General features: G+C 69.3%; 14 protein-coding genes and 3 pseudogenes. 8 read left to right on the forward strand and 9 right to left on the reverse strand.

Going from position 1 to position 14,144, the window contains the following annotated elements; translation table 11 throughout:
• Nucleotides 1–109 precede the first annotated feature (109 nt).
• The 6 genes and pseudogenes from QF027_RS49065 to QF027_RS49085 all read right to left on the reverse strand — a co-directional run bounded on the left by QF027_RS49065 (nucleotide 110) and on the right by QF027_RS49085 (nucleotide 5,692).
• Nucleotides 110–1,021 (reverse strand): LysR family transcriptional regulator, encoded by a 912-nt coding sequence (locus QF027_RS49065; RefSeq protein WP_307082155.1) that lies wholly within the window; start codon nucleotides 1,019–1,021, stop codon nucleotides 110–112.
• Between the two features lie 40 nt (nucleotides 1,022–1,061).
• A complete protein-coding gene (locus QF027_RS49070; RefSeq protein WP_307082156.1) occupies nucleotides 1,062–2,240 on the reverse strand; it encodes a glycerate kinase in 1,179 nt (392 codons plus the stop codon).
• Nucleotides 2,240–3,664, reverse strand: coding sequence for a C4-dicarboxylate transporter DctA (dctA, locus tag QF027_RS49075; protein ID WP_307082158.1), 1,425 nt, complete (start codon nucleotides 3,662–3,664; stop codon nucleotides 2,240–2,242). Before dctA ends, QF027_RS49070 begins: the two co-directional genes overlap by 1 nt.
• Nucleotides 3,665–3,909: 245 nt before the next feature.
• Nucleotides 3,910–4,830 carry an MsnO8 family LLM class oxidoreductase gene (locus QF027_RS49080; protein WP_373432526.1) on the reverse strand — a complete coding sequence of 307 codons (921 nt, stop codon included), beginning with the start codon at nucleotides 4,828–4,830 and terminating at the stop codon, nucleotides 3,910–3,912.
• Nucleotides 4,815–4,946 (reverse strand): annotated as a pseudogene (locus QF027_RS49960) (LLM class flavin-dependent oxidoreductase); the annotation flags it as partial. The gene QF027_RS49080 and the pseudogene QF027_RS49960, both read right to left, overlap by 16 nt.
• Nucleotides 4,947–5,026: 80 nt before the next feature.
• Nucleotides 5,027–5,692 carry a contact-dependent growth inhibition system immunity protein gene (locus QF027_RS49085; RefSeq protein WP_307082162.1) on the reverse strand — a complete coding sequence of 222 codons (666 nt, stop codon included), beginning with the start codon at nucleotides 5,690–5,692 and terminating at the stop codon, nucleotides 5,027–5,029.
• Between the two features lie 167 nt (nucleotides 5,693–5,859).
• Here QF027_RS49085 and QF027_RS49090 point away from each other — a divergent pair, with 167 nt between their 5' ends.
• Both QF027_RS49090 and QF027_RS49095 read left to right on the forward strand, forming a co-directional pair.
• Nucleotides 5,860–6,051: a hypothetical protein gene (locus tag QF027_RS49090; RefSeq protein WP_307082164.1), complete on the forward strand. Its 192-nt coding sequence runs from the start codon at nucleotides 5,860–5,862 to the stop codon at nucleotides 6,049–6,051.
• A gap of 97 nt (nucleotides 6,052–6,148) precedes the next feature.
• Complete coding sequence (locus QF027_RS49095) at nucleotides 6,149–6,691, forward strand: MOSC domain-containing protein (protein ID WP_306972316.1); 543 nt, start codon at nucleotides 6,149–6,151, stop codon at nucleotides 6,689–6,691.
• A 343-nt stretch (nucleotides 6,692–7,034) separates the two neighbouring features.
• On the opposite strand, the gene QF027_RS49100 is transcribed toward QF027_RS49095, so the two are convergent.
• Nucleotides 7,035–7,766 carry an alpha/beta fold hydrolase gene (locus tag QF027_RS49100; protein WP_306972315.1) on the reverse strand — a complete coding sequence of 244 codons (732 nt, stop codon included), beginning with the start codon at nucleotides 7,764–7,766 and terminating at the stop codon, nucleotides 7,035–7,037.
• 153 nt (nucleotides 7,767–7,919) lie between these two features.
• Between QF027_RS49100 and QF027_RS49105 the strand changes: the two are divergent.
• Together QF027_RS49105 and QF027_RS49110 are read left to right on the forward strand one after the other, a co-directional pair.
• Nucleotides 7,920–8,723, forward strand: a pseudogene (locus QF027_RS49105) (IS982 family transposase); the annotation flags it as partial.
• Nucleotides 8,680–9,048: pseudogene (locus tag QF027_RS49110) on the forward strand (phosphotransferase); the annotation flags it as partial. The pseudogenes QF027_RS49105 and QF027_RS49110, both read left to right, overlap by 44 nt.
• 185 nt (nucleotides 9,049–9,233) lie before the next feature.
• Here the strand turns inward: QF027_RS49110 and QF027_RS49115 are convergent.
• Together QF027_RS49115 and QF027_RS49120 are read right to left on the reverse strand one after the other, a co-directional pair.
• Nucleotides 9,234–10,082: a helix-turn-helix domain-containing protein gene (locus tag QF027_RS49115; RefSeq protein WP_307082167.1), complete on the reverse strand. Its 849-nt coding sequence runs from the start codon at nucleotides 10,080–10,082 to the stop codon at nucleotides 9,234–9,236.
• A complete protein-coding gene (locus QF027_RS49120; protein WP_307082168.1) occupies nucleotides 10,079–10,576 on the reverse strand; it encodes an SRPBCC family protein in 498 nt (165 codons plus the stop codon). Before QF027_RS49120 ends, QF027_RS49115 begins: the two co-directional genes overlap by 4 nt.
• 531 nt (nucleotides 10,577–11,107) lie before the next feature.
• Here QF027_RS49120 and QF027_RS49125 point away from each other — a divergent pair.
• The 4 genes from QF027_RS49125 (at nucleotide 11,108) to QF027_RS49140 (ending at nucleotide 14,045) form a co-directional block, all read left to right on the forward strand.
• A complete protein-coding gene (locus QF027_RS49125) occupies nucleotides 11,108–11,485 on the forward strand; it encodes a hypothetical protein (protein ID WP_307082170.1) in 378 nt (125 codons plus the stop codon).
• Nucleotides 11,486–11,622: 137 nt separating this feature from the next.
• Nucleotides 11,623–11,979: a pentapeptide repeat-containing protein gene (locus QF027_RS49130; protein ID WP_307082171.1), complete on the forward strand. Its 357-nt coding sequence runs from the start codon at nucleotides 11,623–11,625 to the stop codon at nucleotides 11,977–11,979.
• A 618-nt stretch (nucleotides 11,980–12,597) separates the two neighbouring features.
• Nucleotides 12,598–13,176, forward strand: coding sequence for a carboxymuconolactone decarboxylase family protein (locus QF027_RS49135; RefSeq protein WP_306986399.1), 579 nt, complete (start codon nucleotides 12,598–12,600; stop codon nucleotides 13,174–13,176).
• Nucleotides 13,173–14,045: an RNA polymerase sigma-70 factor gene (locus QF027_RS49140; RefSeq protein WP_307082173.1), complete on the forward strand. Its 873-nt coding sequence runs from the start codon at nucleotides 13,173–13,175 to the stop codon at nucleotides 14,043–14,045. The genes QF027_RS49135 and QF027_RS49140 overlap by 4 nt, the downstream gene beginning before the upstream one ends.
• Nucleotides 14,046–14,144: the final 99 nt, after the last annotated feature.

Consider the following 14,144-nt stretch of genomic DNA (forward strand, 5'->3'; position numbering starts at 1 on the left):
TGCCTCCGGCTCGCTGTGGTGGGGTTGGTTCGAGTCAACACACCGCTCACCGGGCGCGTCCAAGACCTGCTTCCGATACGACCCATAGGCGCACCCGATAGGTTCCGCGTCAGTCGGTGGGCTGGATGTGCCGTGCCCGTCGGTCGGCCAGTGACCTGGTGAGGGTGAGGAAGGCGCGGGCGGCCGGCGTGAGGTGCGCGGGCAGGCTGACCATGGCCACGTGCAGATGGGCGGTCGGTTCGATGGGGGCCACGACGGCTCCGCAGCGGCGGGCCAGCCGGGTCCAGGAGGAGGGCAGGACGGCGACGCCCACCCCGGTGAGGACGAGCGGAAGGATCGAGGTGCGGTGGTCGACGACCGTCACGATCTCCGTGCCGGTGCCGCCCGCGGTGATGTCGTCGACGATGCTGCGCATGAGGCTGCCGGTGCGGGAGGCGATGAGCTTGTGCCCGGCCAGGTCCCCGGGCCGGATCGTGACGTCGTCCTCGATTGCTCCGCCGGGTGCGGCGACGACCACGAAGGGCTGGTCCTCGACGTGCAGGACGTCCAGCCCGGACGGGTTGACGGGGCTCGCCGAGCCCAGCAGGCCCAGTTCGCAGGCCCCGCTCCGGACCAGGTGCACGACCTCGTCGGGGGTGAACGCGGCCTGGGTGCTGACCGTCACGGCCGGGTGCAGCTCGGCGAACCGGTGGATGAGGGTGGTCAGCGGCTCGATTCCCGGCGAGGGCATGGTGGCGACCTCGACGGTGCCGCCGTGCAGCCCGACCAGCGCGGCGGCGGTGTCGCGTACGGCGGCCAGATCCCGCAGCACGCGTCGGCTGGGCTCCAGCAGTTCCGTGCCCGCCTCGCTGAGGACGACGCCCCGGCCCACCCGGTGGAAGAGGGCTACGCCGAGGTCGGCCTCCAGGTTCGCCATGGCCTGCGACAGCGAGGGCTGGGCCACGTGGAGTGCGGCGGCGGCCTTGCTGAAGCCGCCGTGCTCGACGATGGCCAGGAAGTACTCCAGCTGCCGGGCGTCCACGGTGCCTCCGCCGGTTGATCTGTCCTGGGGCAGGGCCAACTTAGACCGACCGGGCCGCTTCGTCCGTGCGCCCGCCGATCCAGCGGTCGGCGAGGTTGAGTCCGCACTGCGCGAGCAGCCGCGCGGACAGCTCGCTGTCGTTCGCGCAGTCCTGGTCGGTCAGATCCGTCAGGGCCTGGACGGAGCGGAAGTGGGCGGCGGTGCGTTCGGGAGGCAGGGTGCAGCGGCCGGCGACGGCGTGCGCCGCGACGCCCTGCCGGCGGGCCCGGCGTGCGAGGGCGATGGGGAGCTTGCCCGACCGGGTCTGCTCGTCGAGGCTGCCCTCTCCGGTGACGACGAAGTCGGCGCCCGTGAGCAGTTCGTCGGCGCCCAGCAGGGTGAGGAAGTAGTCGGCGCCTGAGCACACCCGTCCGCCCAGCAGCATCCCCGCGTATCCGAGCCCACCGGCAGCCCCGGCCCCGGCGATTCGCGCGAGGCGGGCCGCGTCCTCGACACCGGCCGCCTCCAGACGCCGTACGAAAGTGCCGAGGGCCGTGTCCAGTTCTCGTACGTCGTCCTCGGTGGCGCCCTTTTGGGGCCCGTAGACGGCTGCGGTGCCCGTTGGTCCGAGCAGCGGGTTGTCCACGTCGGCGGCGAGGACGAGGTCGACCCCGGCCAGTGCGGTGCGGGCTTCGGCCAGGTCGATCGTGTGGAGGTCGGCCAGCCCTCGGCCGCCCGGCCCGATCGGTGTGCCGTCCGCGCGGGCCAGCACCGCGCCGAGGGACTGCAGCAGGCCCGCACCGCCATCGGTGGTGGCGACCCCGCCGAGGGCCAGGACGATGGTGTCGGCCCCGCCCGCCAGCGCATACCGGACGGCCTGGCCGATGCCACGGCTGGCGGCCGTGAGCGGCGCCTTGACACCGCCGGGCAGGGCGCCCAGTCCGCAGACGGCCGCGGCTTCGATGAGGACGGTACGGCCGCGCACCGCGACGGGTGCCGTGACGGGCTGCCCGGTGGGGCCGGTCACCGTGACCTTCTCGGCGCTGAACCGTCCCGCGCAGGCCGCGGCCACACTCCCCTCGCCCCCGTCCGCCAGCGCGAGCCGGCTGACCCGGGCGTGCGGGGCGCCTTCCAGCAGCCCGCGTTCCAGTGCGCGGGCGACCTCGTCGGCGGTGAGGGAGCCCTTGAACTTGTCCGGGGCGACCAGGACGCAGGGCGCCAAGGACACGGAGGCGGCCATCAGGGGGCCACCTCGGCGGTCTGCGCGGCGGACGGTCCGGTGGGCGGCGCTACGGCCGGATGGCCGACCTCGACATCGGCTTCGGTCTCGGCCTCGTTGGTCAGTGGCGGCTGTCCCGCCTTTCCGGCCAGCACTGCCCGGGCCCGCTCCAGGTCCAGGCCGTTCTCCCACCTGGCGACGACCAGGGTGGCGACGGCGTTGCCGAAGAAGTTCACCAGGGCCCGGCACTCCGACATGAACTTGTCGATGCCGAAGATGAGCATGATGCCTGCCGCCGGGACGGAACCGACCGTCGACAGCGTCGCGGTGAGCGCGATGAACCCGCCGCCCGCGACGCCGGCCGCACCCTTCGACGTCAGCAACATGACGGCCAGCAGGCCGAGTTGCTGACCGATGGAGAGGGAGGTGTCCGTGGCCTGGGCGATGTAGAGGGTGGCCAGCGAGAGGTAGATCGCCGCGCCGTCGAGGTTGAAGCTGTACCCGGTCGGCACGACCAGGCCGACCGTGGACCGCTCCGCGCCCATGTGCTGCAGCTTGCGCATCAGTCCGGGCAGCGCGGGCTCGGCGGTCGAGGTGCCCAGGATCAGCCAGAACTCCTCCTTGAAGTAGCGGAAGAGCTGGAAGATGTTCAGCCGCACGTACAGGGCGAGCACCCCGCCGAGCACGACCACGACGAACAGGGCCGAGGTGACGTAGAAGAGGACGATCAGCGAGCTGAGGCTGGTCAGGGTGGACAGGCCGAACTTCCCGATGGCGTACGACATCGCGCCCAAGGCGCCCAGCGGGGCGGCCTTCATGACGAAGGACAGGACCTTGAAGACGACCTCGGTCAGCCGCCCTACGGCCGCGATGATCGGCTCGCCCGTCTTTCCCACCATCTTGATCGCGATGCCGAAGACGACGGCCAGGAAGATGACCTGGAGGATGTTCCCCTCGACGAACGGGCCGAAGAAGCTGTTCGGCACGATGCCCGTGAGGAACTCCCACCAGTGCTGGTGCTCGCCCGTCTCGATGTACTGGCTCGCGTCCCCGGACGTCTTCAGGGTCGACGGGTCGGCGTGCACGCCGTCGCCGAGCCGGAAGACGTTGATCGCCACCAGGCCCGTGAGCAGGGCGACGATCGTGCCGGCCTGGAAGTAGGTCAGGGCCTTGATGCCGGTGCGGCCGACCTTCTTCAGGTCCGCGACGCCGGCGATGCCGCCGATGATCGTCAGGAAGACGATCGGGCCGATCAGCATCTTCATCGCGGTGATGAACGTCGTGCCGATCGGCTCCATGTCGGTGGCCAGATCCGGCCAACGCCAGCCCAGCACGATGCCGATCACGATCGCCACCAGCACCTGGACGTACAACTGCCGGTACCACGGCTTCGCCGCGATACGCGCGGCTTGCTCGGCTCGACCGTGGCCTGGGGTATGCGTCATTGCAGCCTCCCTGATCGCGCGACACCGAGCCCGATCGGTACGCGCCAGCTTTCGCCACAGTGAACCGGGCACAGGTGAGGGGGTCTACGACCAAAAATCGATGCCCCGTATAGGCGGGGCCTATGTATCCGTGGCGGCGACCGCGGGCCACGGGAGCCCATGACCCCGGTCGGCTGCGTCGGGCACGGCGAGGACGCGGGCCGGGCGGTTTTTTGACCCGATGGCGGCGCGGGCGGATCAACGGATCAGGAGACAGCGGCCATCCGGTCGGGGCCGACACCGAGGGCCTGGGCCAGCAGGGCGCGGGAGTGCGCCCGGGCCAGGGGGTCCGCGATGACGTCTTGGACCATCACTTCCTCGACGCCGGTGGCCTTGGTCATCTGCTCGATCTGGTCCCGGACGGTGGCGGGGCTGCCGGCGAGCTGGCGCGGCCAGCGGCCGTCCGTGATGACGGTGGGCGCGTCCTTCTCCTCCTGGGTGAGTTCACGCGCGGCCTCGTCGACGGTCGGGACGTGGGGAGCGGTGCCGGTGCGGGCCATGCGCGCGAGCAGGGCACGCCTCGACCAGTTCAGCCGCTGCGCCTCGGTGTCGGTGTCCGCCACCACGGCGCTGACGGCCAGCATCGCGCGGTGTTTCGCTGGTCTGTCGGGGATGGGTCTGAGGGAGGCGTCGTGGCCGTGCAGAGCCGGGGCGGCTCCGTCGGGGCTGATGAAGCCGGCGAAGGCGTACCCGAGACCGAGTTGTCCGGCCATCCGGGCGCTGCTGCCGGAGGAGCCGAGAATCCACACCTCGGGTCGGGTGGGAATGCCGGCGGTCGCATCGAGGCGCGCGAAGGCGTGGCCGGCGGGGAAGTCCCGGTGGAGGTGGGCGAGTACCTCCTGGATCTGCAGGTCGAAGTCGTCGACGGGCGAAGCGTTGCGGTCCCGGCGCAGGGCGAGGTCGGCCAGCGGGCCCGCGGTGGCCCGGCCGAGGCCGAGGTCGATGCGGCCCGGTGCGAGGGCTTCGAGCTGGAGGAAGGTCTCGGCGACCTTGTAGGGGCTGTAGTGGTTGAGCAGCACCGCGCCGGAGCCGACACGGATGCGCCGGGTGGTGTGGGCCGCCAGGGCGATGAGGATTTCCGGTGCCTGGGAGGCCAGGCCGCGGTGTTGTGGTGCTCGGCGTACCAGATGCGGTGGTAGCCGAGTTCCTCTGCCTGCCGCGCGGCGTCGACGGCGTCCTGAAGGGCCTGCGGCTTGTCGGTGCCGGGGGTGACGGCGGCCACTTCGACGAGGGAGAGCTTCATGGTTTGTCTGTCCTTGCTGCCGGCGTGATGACCGGCGGGAAATCAGTTCGGGCAATCGCGCACGACGCGGTTCGAGCGCGTCAGCGTCGCGCCGCGTCGAGACTGACCTCCCACAGCCGTGCGGCGGCTTCGGGGTCGAGGGCGTAGGAGGTCACGCCGCTGACGCTTCCGGCCTGGTAGGGCTGTGTGTCCTGCGCTGTCTCGGCCTCGTTGCAGTCCTCGAAGTACCGGCCGCCGACGCCTTCGAGGAGCGGGGAGGTGGCGAGCAGTACGGAGGTGGCCGCGCCCTGTTGGGGGGTTTTCGTGGGCTTCGTGCGGTCGACTGTCCTGCGCTCCAGCACCTCGGGGTCCATGTGGCGGGAGAGGTTGGTGAGGATGCCGCCGGGATGCAGGGCGTTGACACGGATGCCGTCGGCGGCCCACCGTTTGTCGGCCTCGACGGCGAAGAGGACGTTGGCGGTCTTCGACTGGGCGGAGGAGCTGACCACCACCACCCGGGCGCCGGACGCGGCCGCCAGCGCTCGGCGCAGCCCGGTGGCAAGCCGGAAGTGGCCCAGGTGGTTGTAGGGCAATCCGATGTCTTGCCCGATCAACAGACGCAAGTCCTCGACTGTCAGCTCGTCGATCGGCCGACGCCGCAAGGCGTGTGCAGTAGCGACAAGACGGGTGGCGTCGGTCGGCGGAGCTGGCCAGCGGTCGCGTTCAAGCTCTTCAAGGGAGCGGCCACGGTTTCGGGATCGCGTCACCGCCCGATTGTCCTACGACGTGTCTCAAACGCGGTCTCATCCTCGCCAGTGACCGGCCCGACGGCCCCTCATGGTCTCCTTACCTGGCTATCGGCCTGTTCATCGTGGCCGCGATCTTCGTCGGCGTCATGTATGCCAAGCGTCGTCGCTGAATTAGGAGAGCTGACATGAACGTCGCCGCGGGTATTCTCATCGCTCTCTTCGGGCTGATCACCGCATTCATGGGCCCGCGTATGGCGACCACGCTTAGCGGTCGGTCCAATGGGCGGTTCGAAGCGTCCAACGCGCTTGCCTTCCGCCTGATCGGGACGGTCCTGGCCGTCCTGGGGCTTCTCTACGCAACAACGTTCGTGGGCTAACGGCCTGACCCGCGATTGACCGGCGGCTGCTGCACGTGGCGGTCCGAGGGGTAGCGTCGTGGCTGATCATTGTTACGGAGGAGGGGAGTCTCGAGGTATGAGCGGGATAGTGACGGCGGTCAGCAGCAACGGCGAGTACTCGTTCACCAAGCCGAACCGGGACAGCATCACGCTGCTCGCCGGGCTCGGTGTGGAGGGCGACGTACACGCCGGTGTGACGGTCAAGCACCGCTCGCGCGTCGCGCAGGATCCGACCCAGCCGAACCTGCGTCAGGTCCACCTCATCCATGAGGAGCTCTTCGCCGAGGTTGGCGAAGAAGGGTTCCGGGTGGCGCCCGGTGAGCTCGGCGAGAACATCACCACCTGCGGGATCGACTTGCTTGGCCTGCCGGTCGGCGCCCTGCTGCGCATTGGCGACACGGTGGTGTTGGAGGTGACCGGCCTGCGGAATCCTTGCCTGCAGATCGACAACTTCCAGGATGGGCTACTGAAGCAGGTCGTCGGCCGGGACGAGGCCGGGACCATCGTGCGCAAGGCGGGAATCATGAGCATCGTGAAGGAGGGCGGCGTGGTGCGTCCCGGCGACACGATCAAAGCGGAGCTTCCCAGCGGGCCGCACCGGCCTCTCGATCGGGTCTGACCTCCCTGCCTGGCAGGCCGTGACATGACACCGGCCGCGCGGGTTCTCGTGGTGTGGACATCAAGCGAGCCCGCGCTGCCATGTCGCATCCCGCCTTCTGCGGCCTCTCCTGCCAACTCCTCGCCGACTTGATCGGAGAACTTGCGCCACGCTGGGAAGGACGCTGCGAGTCCGGACGGCACGAACGGCGTCAGGGTGCTCGGCGACGGCAGACCGGGGCCGGCCCAAAGTACGAGCGAGATGATCAATTCCAAGGGGGCGTCTTGTGACTGAGCATCACAGCTGAGTACTCGGTCGCTGTCGAAGTGTTGAGGGGCGCCAGGTGACCCCGGCTGTGGCGCGCTCAGCCGGCGGCAGGGAGTTGGCGGGCAAAGCGGCGGACAGCATCAGTGAAAGCATCTGGGTCGTCGAAGTTCGCGAGGTGTCGTGCCCGCGGGATCAATTCGACGCGAGCGTACGGATGCGCGCGGGCGAAGTCCGCCTCCCCGGCGCGGAAGACGGCGTCCTTCTCGCCGTTCAGGATGAGGACCGGAGCCTTCACATAACGCATCGCCCCCGCGTCGAAGCGTCCGAGTACTTCAGTCCAGGCTGCGGGCAGGGTATGGAAGGCGTAGCCGGAACGGATGGTCGCTTCTATCACTTCCCGTGGGTAGAGCCGCCGCAGCAACCGGTCGTTCCACCGGGCCAGGCGGCCCGCCGGAATATGAGGGACCAGCCTGGCGACCCACCGATAGGGTGCTGTCCAGAGGCCGCGGGTGGAGGCACTGGCTCCCGCGAGGATCAGCCCGCGCAGTTGTTCCGGACAGCGCCGCGCGAACTCCAGCGAGGCGTATCCGCCGAGCGAGTGCCCGACGACCAGAGCCGGCCCGCGGTCGAGCGAGTCCACCGCGGAAGCGATGATCTCCGTCGCAGTGCTCAGGCTCCAGGGCTGAGCCGAGCGCTCGCCGTGGCCGGGCAGGTCGACGGCGACTACCGGGAATTCGTCCCGGAGTGCGGCAAGCTGCATGCTCCACTGTCCCGCGCTGAAGCGCGTCCCGTGAACGAAGACTATGGGCACTGCATCCGCTGCTGTCATCAGTCCCCCCAGGTGACACCGTCCTCAAGCCGACCCTACCGGCGGGTTCTTCCTCGCGATCAAGGGAGATGCCAGAAGGTGCTCAAACGGCCACCTGTGTGGCGCTCAGTCATGTGTCTGCGGAGACGAGAACGAGGGCATCCAAGACCGTGTGTGACGAACAACCTGGACACCCTCGCGACAGCACTCTACGCGGCAACAGACGAACTGCTGAAGGAGCGTCCGGACTTGGCGCCGTGGCGGCCTGCCGTGGGAATCGCGCCGCAGCTCACCGACCCCGAGCTGGTCGCCCTGGCGATGATGCAGGCCATGCTCGGTTTCACCTCCGAGGCCAGGTGGCTCCGGCATGCCCGCCTCCACCTGCGACACCTCTTCCCGTGCCTACCGCAGCGACCCGGCTACAACAAGCGCTGCGCAAGGCCGCCGAACTGCTTCGCCGGGTCACCCGAATCCTGGCCACCAGCACCTCGGCGTGGAGCGACGACGTGTGGATCGTGGACTCCACACCTGTGGAATGCGGCCGCTCGCGAGAGACCGTGAAACGCTCCGACCTGGCCGGATGGGCCCAGTACGGTTACGGCGCCAGTCACAGCCGCTTCTTCTGGGGCCTGCGGCTGCACCTGGTGTGCACCCTCCAGGGCCCGCCCATCGCCTTCGCCCTCACCGGGGCCAAGGCCGATGTGCGGAAGCCGCTGCGGGACCTGCTCGCGGCTGAACCGCACCTCGCCGATCAGCGTCCGGCCCGGCCAGACGCTGATCGGCGACAAGAATTACTTCGGCCGCGACGTCGAACAGGAACTCACCCAGCAGGGCATCCAGTTGCGACGGCCGACCCGCAAGGGCGAACGGCAGCGGCCCGGCGGACCCCTGTTCAAGCCGTTGCGGCAGGTCATCGAGTCGGTCAACGAGACTCAACGTGCTCTTCGACGTGCCGCTCCCAGGGTCGGCAGGTGCCCGGATCACCGGCGTCGTTGACTGGGCAGCGACCTCCTGGGGCCCGGCAGATCTCGATGTCGCGCACTGCTCCACCAATCTCGCGCTGCTGCACGGCCCGGTGTGGGGTCTGCGGTTCGCTGAGGCGTATGAGGAGGCCGGCGGGGTGCTGGCCGCGGCCGCGAGCGAGCGGCTGTACTGGCAGGTGCGGGACGCGCTGGCGTCCTCTGAGGATGTCCAGTCGGTGGCGCAGCCATGGCGGGAGGCAGGGAGGACCGAGCTGACGACGCGAGCCGTGGAGCAGCGGCTGGATGCCTATGTCACCGGCCTGATGGACGCGCTGGGCTGAGCCAAGGATGCCCGGGGCGCGGCACGGTGGCGAACCGCCATTGCCTGTGCCCTACCTCGATTCGAACAGCGGCATCACCTGCCGTGACCACTCCCTCGTAATCTGTAACAGACCCGCGTTTTCACACCACTTGGTGCTTGCGATGAACGGCCAGATGCCGAATGAGTTCCTCAGCGCCCCGATTGTCAGCGGGCTTCGCTGAGCCGGGACGCACGCATGAGATCGAGTTGGTCGGCGCCGCGGGTTCCCGGGGCCGCTGTGTAGGTGACGATGCGCAGGTCGACTCCCGGCAAGGTCAGCACGTCGCAGTCCAGGGTGACGTCGCCAAGCTCGGGATGGCTGATCGTCTTCAGGTCCCCAGTCAGCTGCTCCATGCCCGCCACGGCCCACAGTTCACCGAAGAACGGCGAGGCCCTGCGCAACCCGTCCACGAGCGCGGCCAGCTCCGGGTCGGCCGGATAGCGGCCGACCGCTTCGCGCAGGTCCGCGACGATCGCCGTCTCGAACGCGTACTGTCCGGCCGCCGATGAGACGGGGTACAGGTGCCAGCGCCCCTCTCCCGTGCCGAAGAGTGCGCGGGCGAGGTTGCGTTCGGCGGGCGGCAGGCCGGACGGGTCGCCGTGCAGAGCCGTCCACATGTCGTTCCACCACAGCAGGCCCCAGTCGGCGGCGAACACGCCGATCGGGAGGTCACCGAGGCGGGCAACGAGGCGGCGGATGCTCGGCGGCACGTGAGTGCCGACGGTGTGGTCGCGCGGGGCGAGCAGGCCGGCGGCGCGGAAGAGCTGGTCGCGTTCGGCCGGGGTGAGCCGCAGCGCGCGGGCGATGGCCGAGACCACCTGCGCGGAGGGATTGGTGGCCCGGCCCTGCTCCAGGCGCAGCACGTACTCGACGGAGAGGCCGGCGAGCTCGGCGAGTTCCTCGCGGCGCAGGCCAGGGGCGCGGCGGCGGGCCGACCGGGCGTAGCCGGCATCGGCCGGGTCGAGGCGGTCGCGCCAGCCGCGCAGTAAGGCGCCGAAGCTCAGGTCGCTCACTCCTCCATGATGCCACCGGGCGTTTGCTGCACCACGGTCACCATCCTGGTGAGTGCAGCGCGCATGTAGCGGGCCCAGAGCGGCTTGAACGGCCCCGCGACGATCCAGCGGCGGCCCGGCAGCGGCCGGAAATCGTACGTCCACCGGATCGACGTGCCGGTCCCATCGGGCAGGAACGACCACTCGCCGCGCACCCCGGAGATCAGCTTGGCCAGCACGTTGGTGAAGCCACTCAGCTCATAGGCGAACCCGTGCCCCTCCGCGATCTCGGTAAGCCGCTCGTCGGCCTTGGAGCCGTCGGTGAACCAGGTCTGGCGCGACGTCCCCGGCCGGTTCCAGGTGCCGGTCTGGTCACGCACTTCCGCGACGCCGGGGAACGGTCCCCACGGCTTGAACACCTGGGCGAGGTCGATCGGCACGATGACCTGGTAGGTGTGCGCGGGGCTGGACGTTGTACGGGCGAAGACGGTGATCGGGACACTCGTTTTGGTCATGCCACGAGCATCGCGGCCAGCGCCTGTCCGAGACAGACACCTGTCAGTACATACCCTCGCGGTCTCGTCGTGTTCGCCGTGTCAACGGCGCAGTGTCCGTCGTGTCGTTGCCGGAGCGCTGCTGGCTGAGAAAGGCTTCGACCGCATCGGCGACGCCGGCGCCAACGACAGCTGACCAGGACCGGGAGTTGCTCCCTTCGTAGGTCCCACCGGTGCCTGGACGGGGGTGCATCGACCGGTGCACGGGGAAGCCCACCGAGAGTTGCACCCCCGGCGTCATCACGGCGGGGGTTCACCAGGTCGCACCGCATGGGCAAGTCCCCCTCGTACGCCGACACCTCTTCGTAGGCGACAGCCGGGAGAAGAGGTGATCCTTACCGGTGCGCGTGGATGGCGTCTGGGCAGCGCAACCGCTGATCTTCGGGCTTTGTCTTCTTCGTCGTGACAGTTAACCGACGGCCGCGATCGGCCCCGGATGAGCGGGAGTTGCGGCTCTGGAGGGTCGGCCGGGCTCTGCCCGTCACTTTCGCCGTGGCGGTTGTGGTCGCCGGGGGCGTCTTCTACGGTCTGGTGTATCTGCTGGACGTCCAGGAGATCGACCGCACCGTGAAGCTCGACGCCAGCACGCTCTTCGATCTGGTGAAGCTTTCCTTCGGCGTGGTCGCCGGGGCCGGTGCGCTCGTGGCCCTGGTCGTCGCCTACCGCCGTCAGCGCGTCGATGAGGCCGGCGCGCACCGGGAGGCCACCCGGCTGCATACCGAGCGTTTCTCCCAGGCCGTCGACAAACTCGGCTCCGACTCACCCGCCGTCCGGCTCGGCGGCGTCCACGCCCTGGCCGGACTCGCCGACGACGCCCCCGACGACAGCCTGCGCCAGACGTGCATCGACGTTGGGTGTGCGCTTACCTGAGACTGCCCTTCTCTCCCGACCCCGGCGACCTGCCCGACCCCTTGCCCGGCGACACATCGCCCTCTGAAGAACGGCGCGACGCCCATCAGGACAAGAGGGACCGGTATCACGCATTTCGTGAGGTCCGGCATACGATCTTGCGTCTTATCGGAGACCCCTACCGCATCCCCGAGGGCGATCACCGATCCTGGCAGGGCTGCAACCTCGATCTCACCGGGGTCACCATCGACGGCAACATGGACTTCACCGATGCGGTGTTCTCCGGCGGCAGCGTGGACTTCACCGGTGCGAGGTTCTCCGGCGGCAGAGTGGAGTTCGGCAGCGCGGTGTTCTCCGGCGGCAGAGTGGAGTTCGGCAGCGCGGTGTTCTCCGGCGGCAGCATGACCTTCGAGGTAACGGCTGGCCCCGCACCGGTGGGGCTCCTCGCGGCAGTCGGTACCCCGGTGCCATCCGAGGTCCGCCTGCGCACCGACTGGCTTCCTCCTGGTTCATAAACGTGCGGGGGCGGAATCGGTCGTTTACGCCCCCGGTCCGACCCATCAGGCTTCCATCCAGCTGACTCTGGTGCCGGGGTTCTGGACGGGCCGCCATACGGGTGCGGCAGCGACGACCAGGCCCTGCGCTACCTCCTCATGCCGATCCGCCTCACCAGCTGACCCGCCGAGGAGGCCCACCCCTGACCTGCGGGGCAGCCGTCGACATGCTCCCACCGCCCGCCGCACCAGCCCACCGGCAAAGGCCCGTACGCCCCGCTGTCCCCGCTCAGTTGATCTGGTCCGTGGACAGTGCTGTGACTTGCGGCGACCAAATCGGTTGAGACGCCGGGGTGCTGGGAATCTCAGGTGATCTGGTCCCGGGAGTCGGGATGGCGGGTGTTGTCTCAGGTGATCTGGTCCGGCTCCGCCGTTGGGTTTGACCGCTTCCAGCGCGAGGCAGCCGTTGACCCGGACGCGCAGGTGAGGAGGAATGACCTTCCGGTCACTTCGTCTGAGAGTGACCGCGGGTCGGCCTTTGCGCGCTGACGATCGATGCGCAGTGGCGATGGTGGTTGTCACATTCGCGGGCCCGGTGGTGTCTTCATGCCCAACAGGCAAACGTCCAAGGAGAACACCATGGCGCTACGCGTACCGAAGGCCGAGCTCCCCGCCGAGCTCCGCGAAAATCTGATCAAGCAGCTCGGTTCCGTGCCCGAGCCCAGCGAGGTGCTGTGGAACAACCCCAAGCTCGCCGAGGCCAACCAGGAGTTCTCAGCCAAGGTGGGCACCTGGGACGCGGCCGACGCGAGCCTCAAGACGTTCGCGCACATGGCCGTCGCGGCGCAGGTCGGCTGCAGCTGGTGCCTCGACATCAACTACTTCGCGGCACTGAACCAGAACCTGGACCTGGCCAAGGCGAGCCAGGTGCCGCGCTGGCGGGAGGCGGAGGTGTTCACGCCGTTGGAGCGAGAGGTGATGGAGTACGCCGAGGCCATGACGAACACGCCGACGACCGTCACCGATGAGCTGTCGGCGAGTCTGCTCGGCCGGCTCGGTCCGGCGGCGCTGGTCGAGCTCACCGTGTTCATCGGCTTCGCCAACCTGGCGGCCAGGTGCAACACGGCGCATGGGATCACCTCGCAGGGCTACTCCGATGCCTGCGAGATCCCGCTGGCCGCGCGTCCTGAGACGTCCGGCGTAGCGTCGACGGCATGACCGAGGACCCGTTCGTCGCCCATCGCAGCCTGCTGTTCACGGTCGCCTACGAGATGCTCGGCTCCGCGGCAGACGCGGAGGACGTGCTGCAGGAGTCCTGGCTGCGGTGGGCCGAGGTCGACCAGTCGCGGGTGAGCGACGCGCGGGCGTACCTCGTCAGGACCGTCACGCGGCAGGCGCTCAACCGGCTGCGGACGTTGGCACGCAGCCGCGAGGACTATGTCGGCGAGTGGCTACCAGAACCGTTGCTGACCAGCCCTGATGTCGCCGAGGACGTAGAGCTCGCGGAGAGCGTCTCGATCGCGATGCTGACCGTCCTTGAAACGCTCGGGCCGACGGAGCGGGCGGTGTTCGTGCTCCGCGAGGTCTTCGAGCTGCCGTACGGCGAGATCGCCGAGGCCATCGGGAAGTCCGCGGCCGCGGTGCGGCAGATCGCGCGGCGAGCACGCGAGCATGTGGCGGCCCGGCGTCCGCGGGTGCAGGTGAGCCGGTCGGAGCAGCAGGCCGTGGTGGAGCGGTTCCTGCTCGCGTTGCGCACCGGGCAGTTGCAGGAGCTGGTGGAGGTCATGGCACCGGACGTGGTCTTGATCGCCGATGGTGGCGGGCTGGCGGCCGCCGCTCTGGCTCCGATCCACGGGGTCGAGCTCGTGGCGAAGGTGCTCGCGCGCACGAACCGGTTGGAAGTGGCCGCGCTCGCCACGACGACCGTGTGGCTCAACGGCGCACCTGCCGGCCGGATCGAGATCGACGGCGAGTTGGCCACGGCGGTGAGCCTCGTGGTGGAGAACGGGCAGGTCACCCGGGTCTACCTGGTGAGAAACCCGCGGAAGCTGACGAGACTGGACGTACCGGCTGAACTCGCCAGGTAAGCCAGCTGCTGCTCGGGTGTCGTGAGTGTTCCGGGCGAAACTGCCCGGAACACTCACCACCGCAAGCCGGGCCAGAACCCGACGGCGGCCAGGACCAAA

Origin of the sequence: Streptomyces canus (genome assembly GCF_030816965.1) — a bacterium.
Classification (GTDB): Bacteria; Actinomycetota; Actinomycetes; order Streptomycetales; family Streptomycetaceae; genus Streptomyces; species Streptomyces canus_E.

What these genes read in the sequence shown, in the direction of transcription:
- QF027_RS49070 (WP_307082156.1), bottom strand. Translation starts at nt 2,240, where the DNA reads ATGGCCGCCTCCGTGTCCTTGGCGCCCTGCGTCCTGGTCGCCCCGGAC.
- dctA (WP_307082158.1), bottom strand. Translation starts at nt 3,664, where the DNA reads ATGACGCATACCCCAGGCCACGGTCGAGCCGAGCAAGCCGCGCGTATC.
- QF027_RS49090 (WP_307082164.1), top strand. Translation starts at nt 5,860, where the DNA reads ATGAACGTCGCCGCGGGTATTCTCATCGCTCTCTTCGGGCTGATCACC.
- QF027_RS49095 (WP_306972316.1), top strand. Translation starts at nt 6,149, where the DNA reads ATGAGCGGGATAGTGACGGCGGTCAGCAGCAACGGCGAGTACTCGTTC.
- QF027_RS49100 (WP_306972315.1), bottom strand. Translation starts at nt 7,766, where the DNA reads ATGACAGCAGCGGATGCAGTGCCCATAGTCTTCGTTCACGGGACGCGC.
- QF027_RS49120 (WP_307082168.1), bottom strand. Translation starts at nt 10,576, where the DNA reads ATGACCAAAACGAGTGTCCCGATCACCGTCTTCGCCCGTACAACGTCC.
- QF027_RS49135 (WP_306986399.1), top strand. Translation starts at nt 12,598, where the DNA reads ATGGCGCTACGCGTACCGAAGGCCGAGCTCCCCGCCGAGCTCCGCGAA.
- QF027_RS49140 (WP_307082173.1), top strand. Translation starts at nt 13,173, where the DNA reads ATGACCGAGGACCCGTTCGTCGCCCATCGCAGCCTGCTGTTCACGGTC.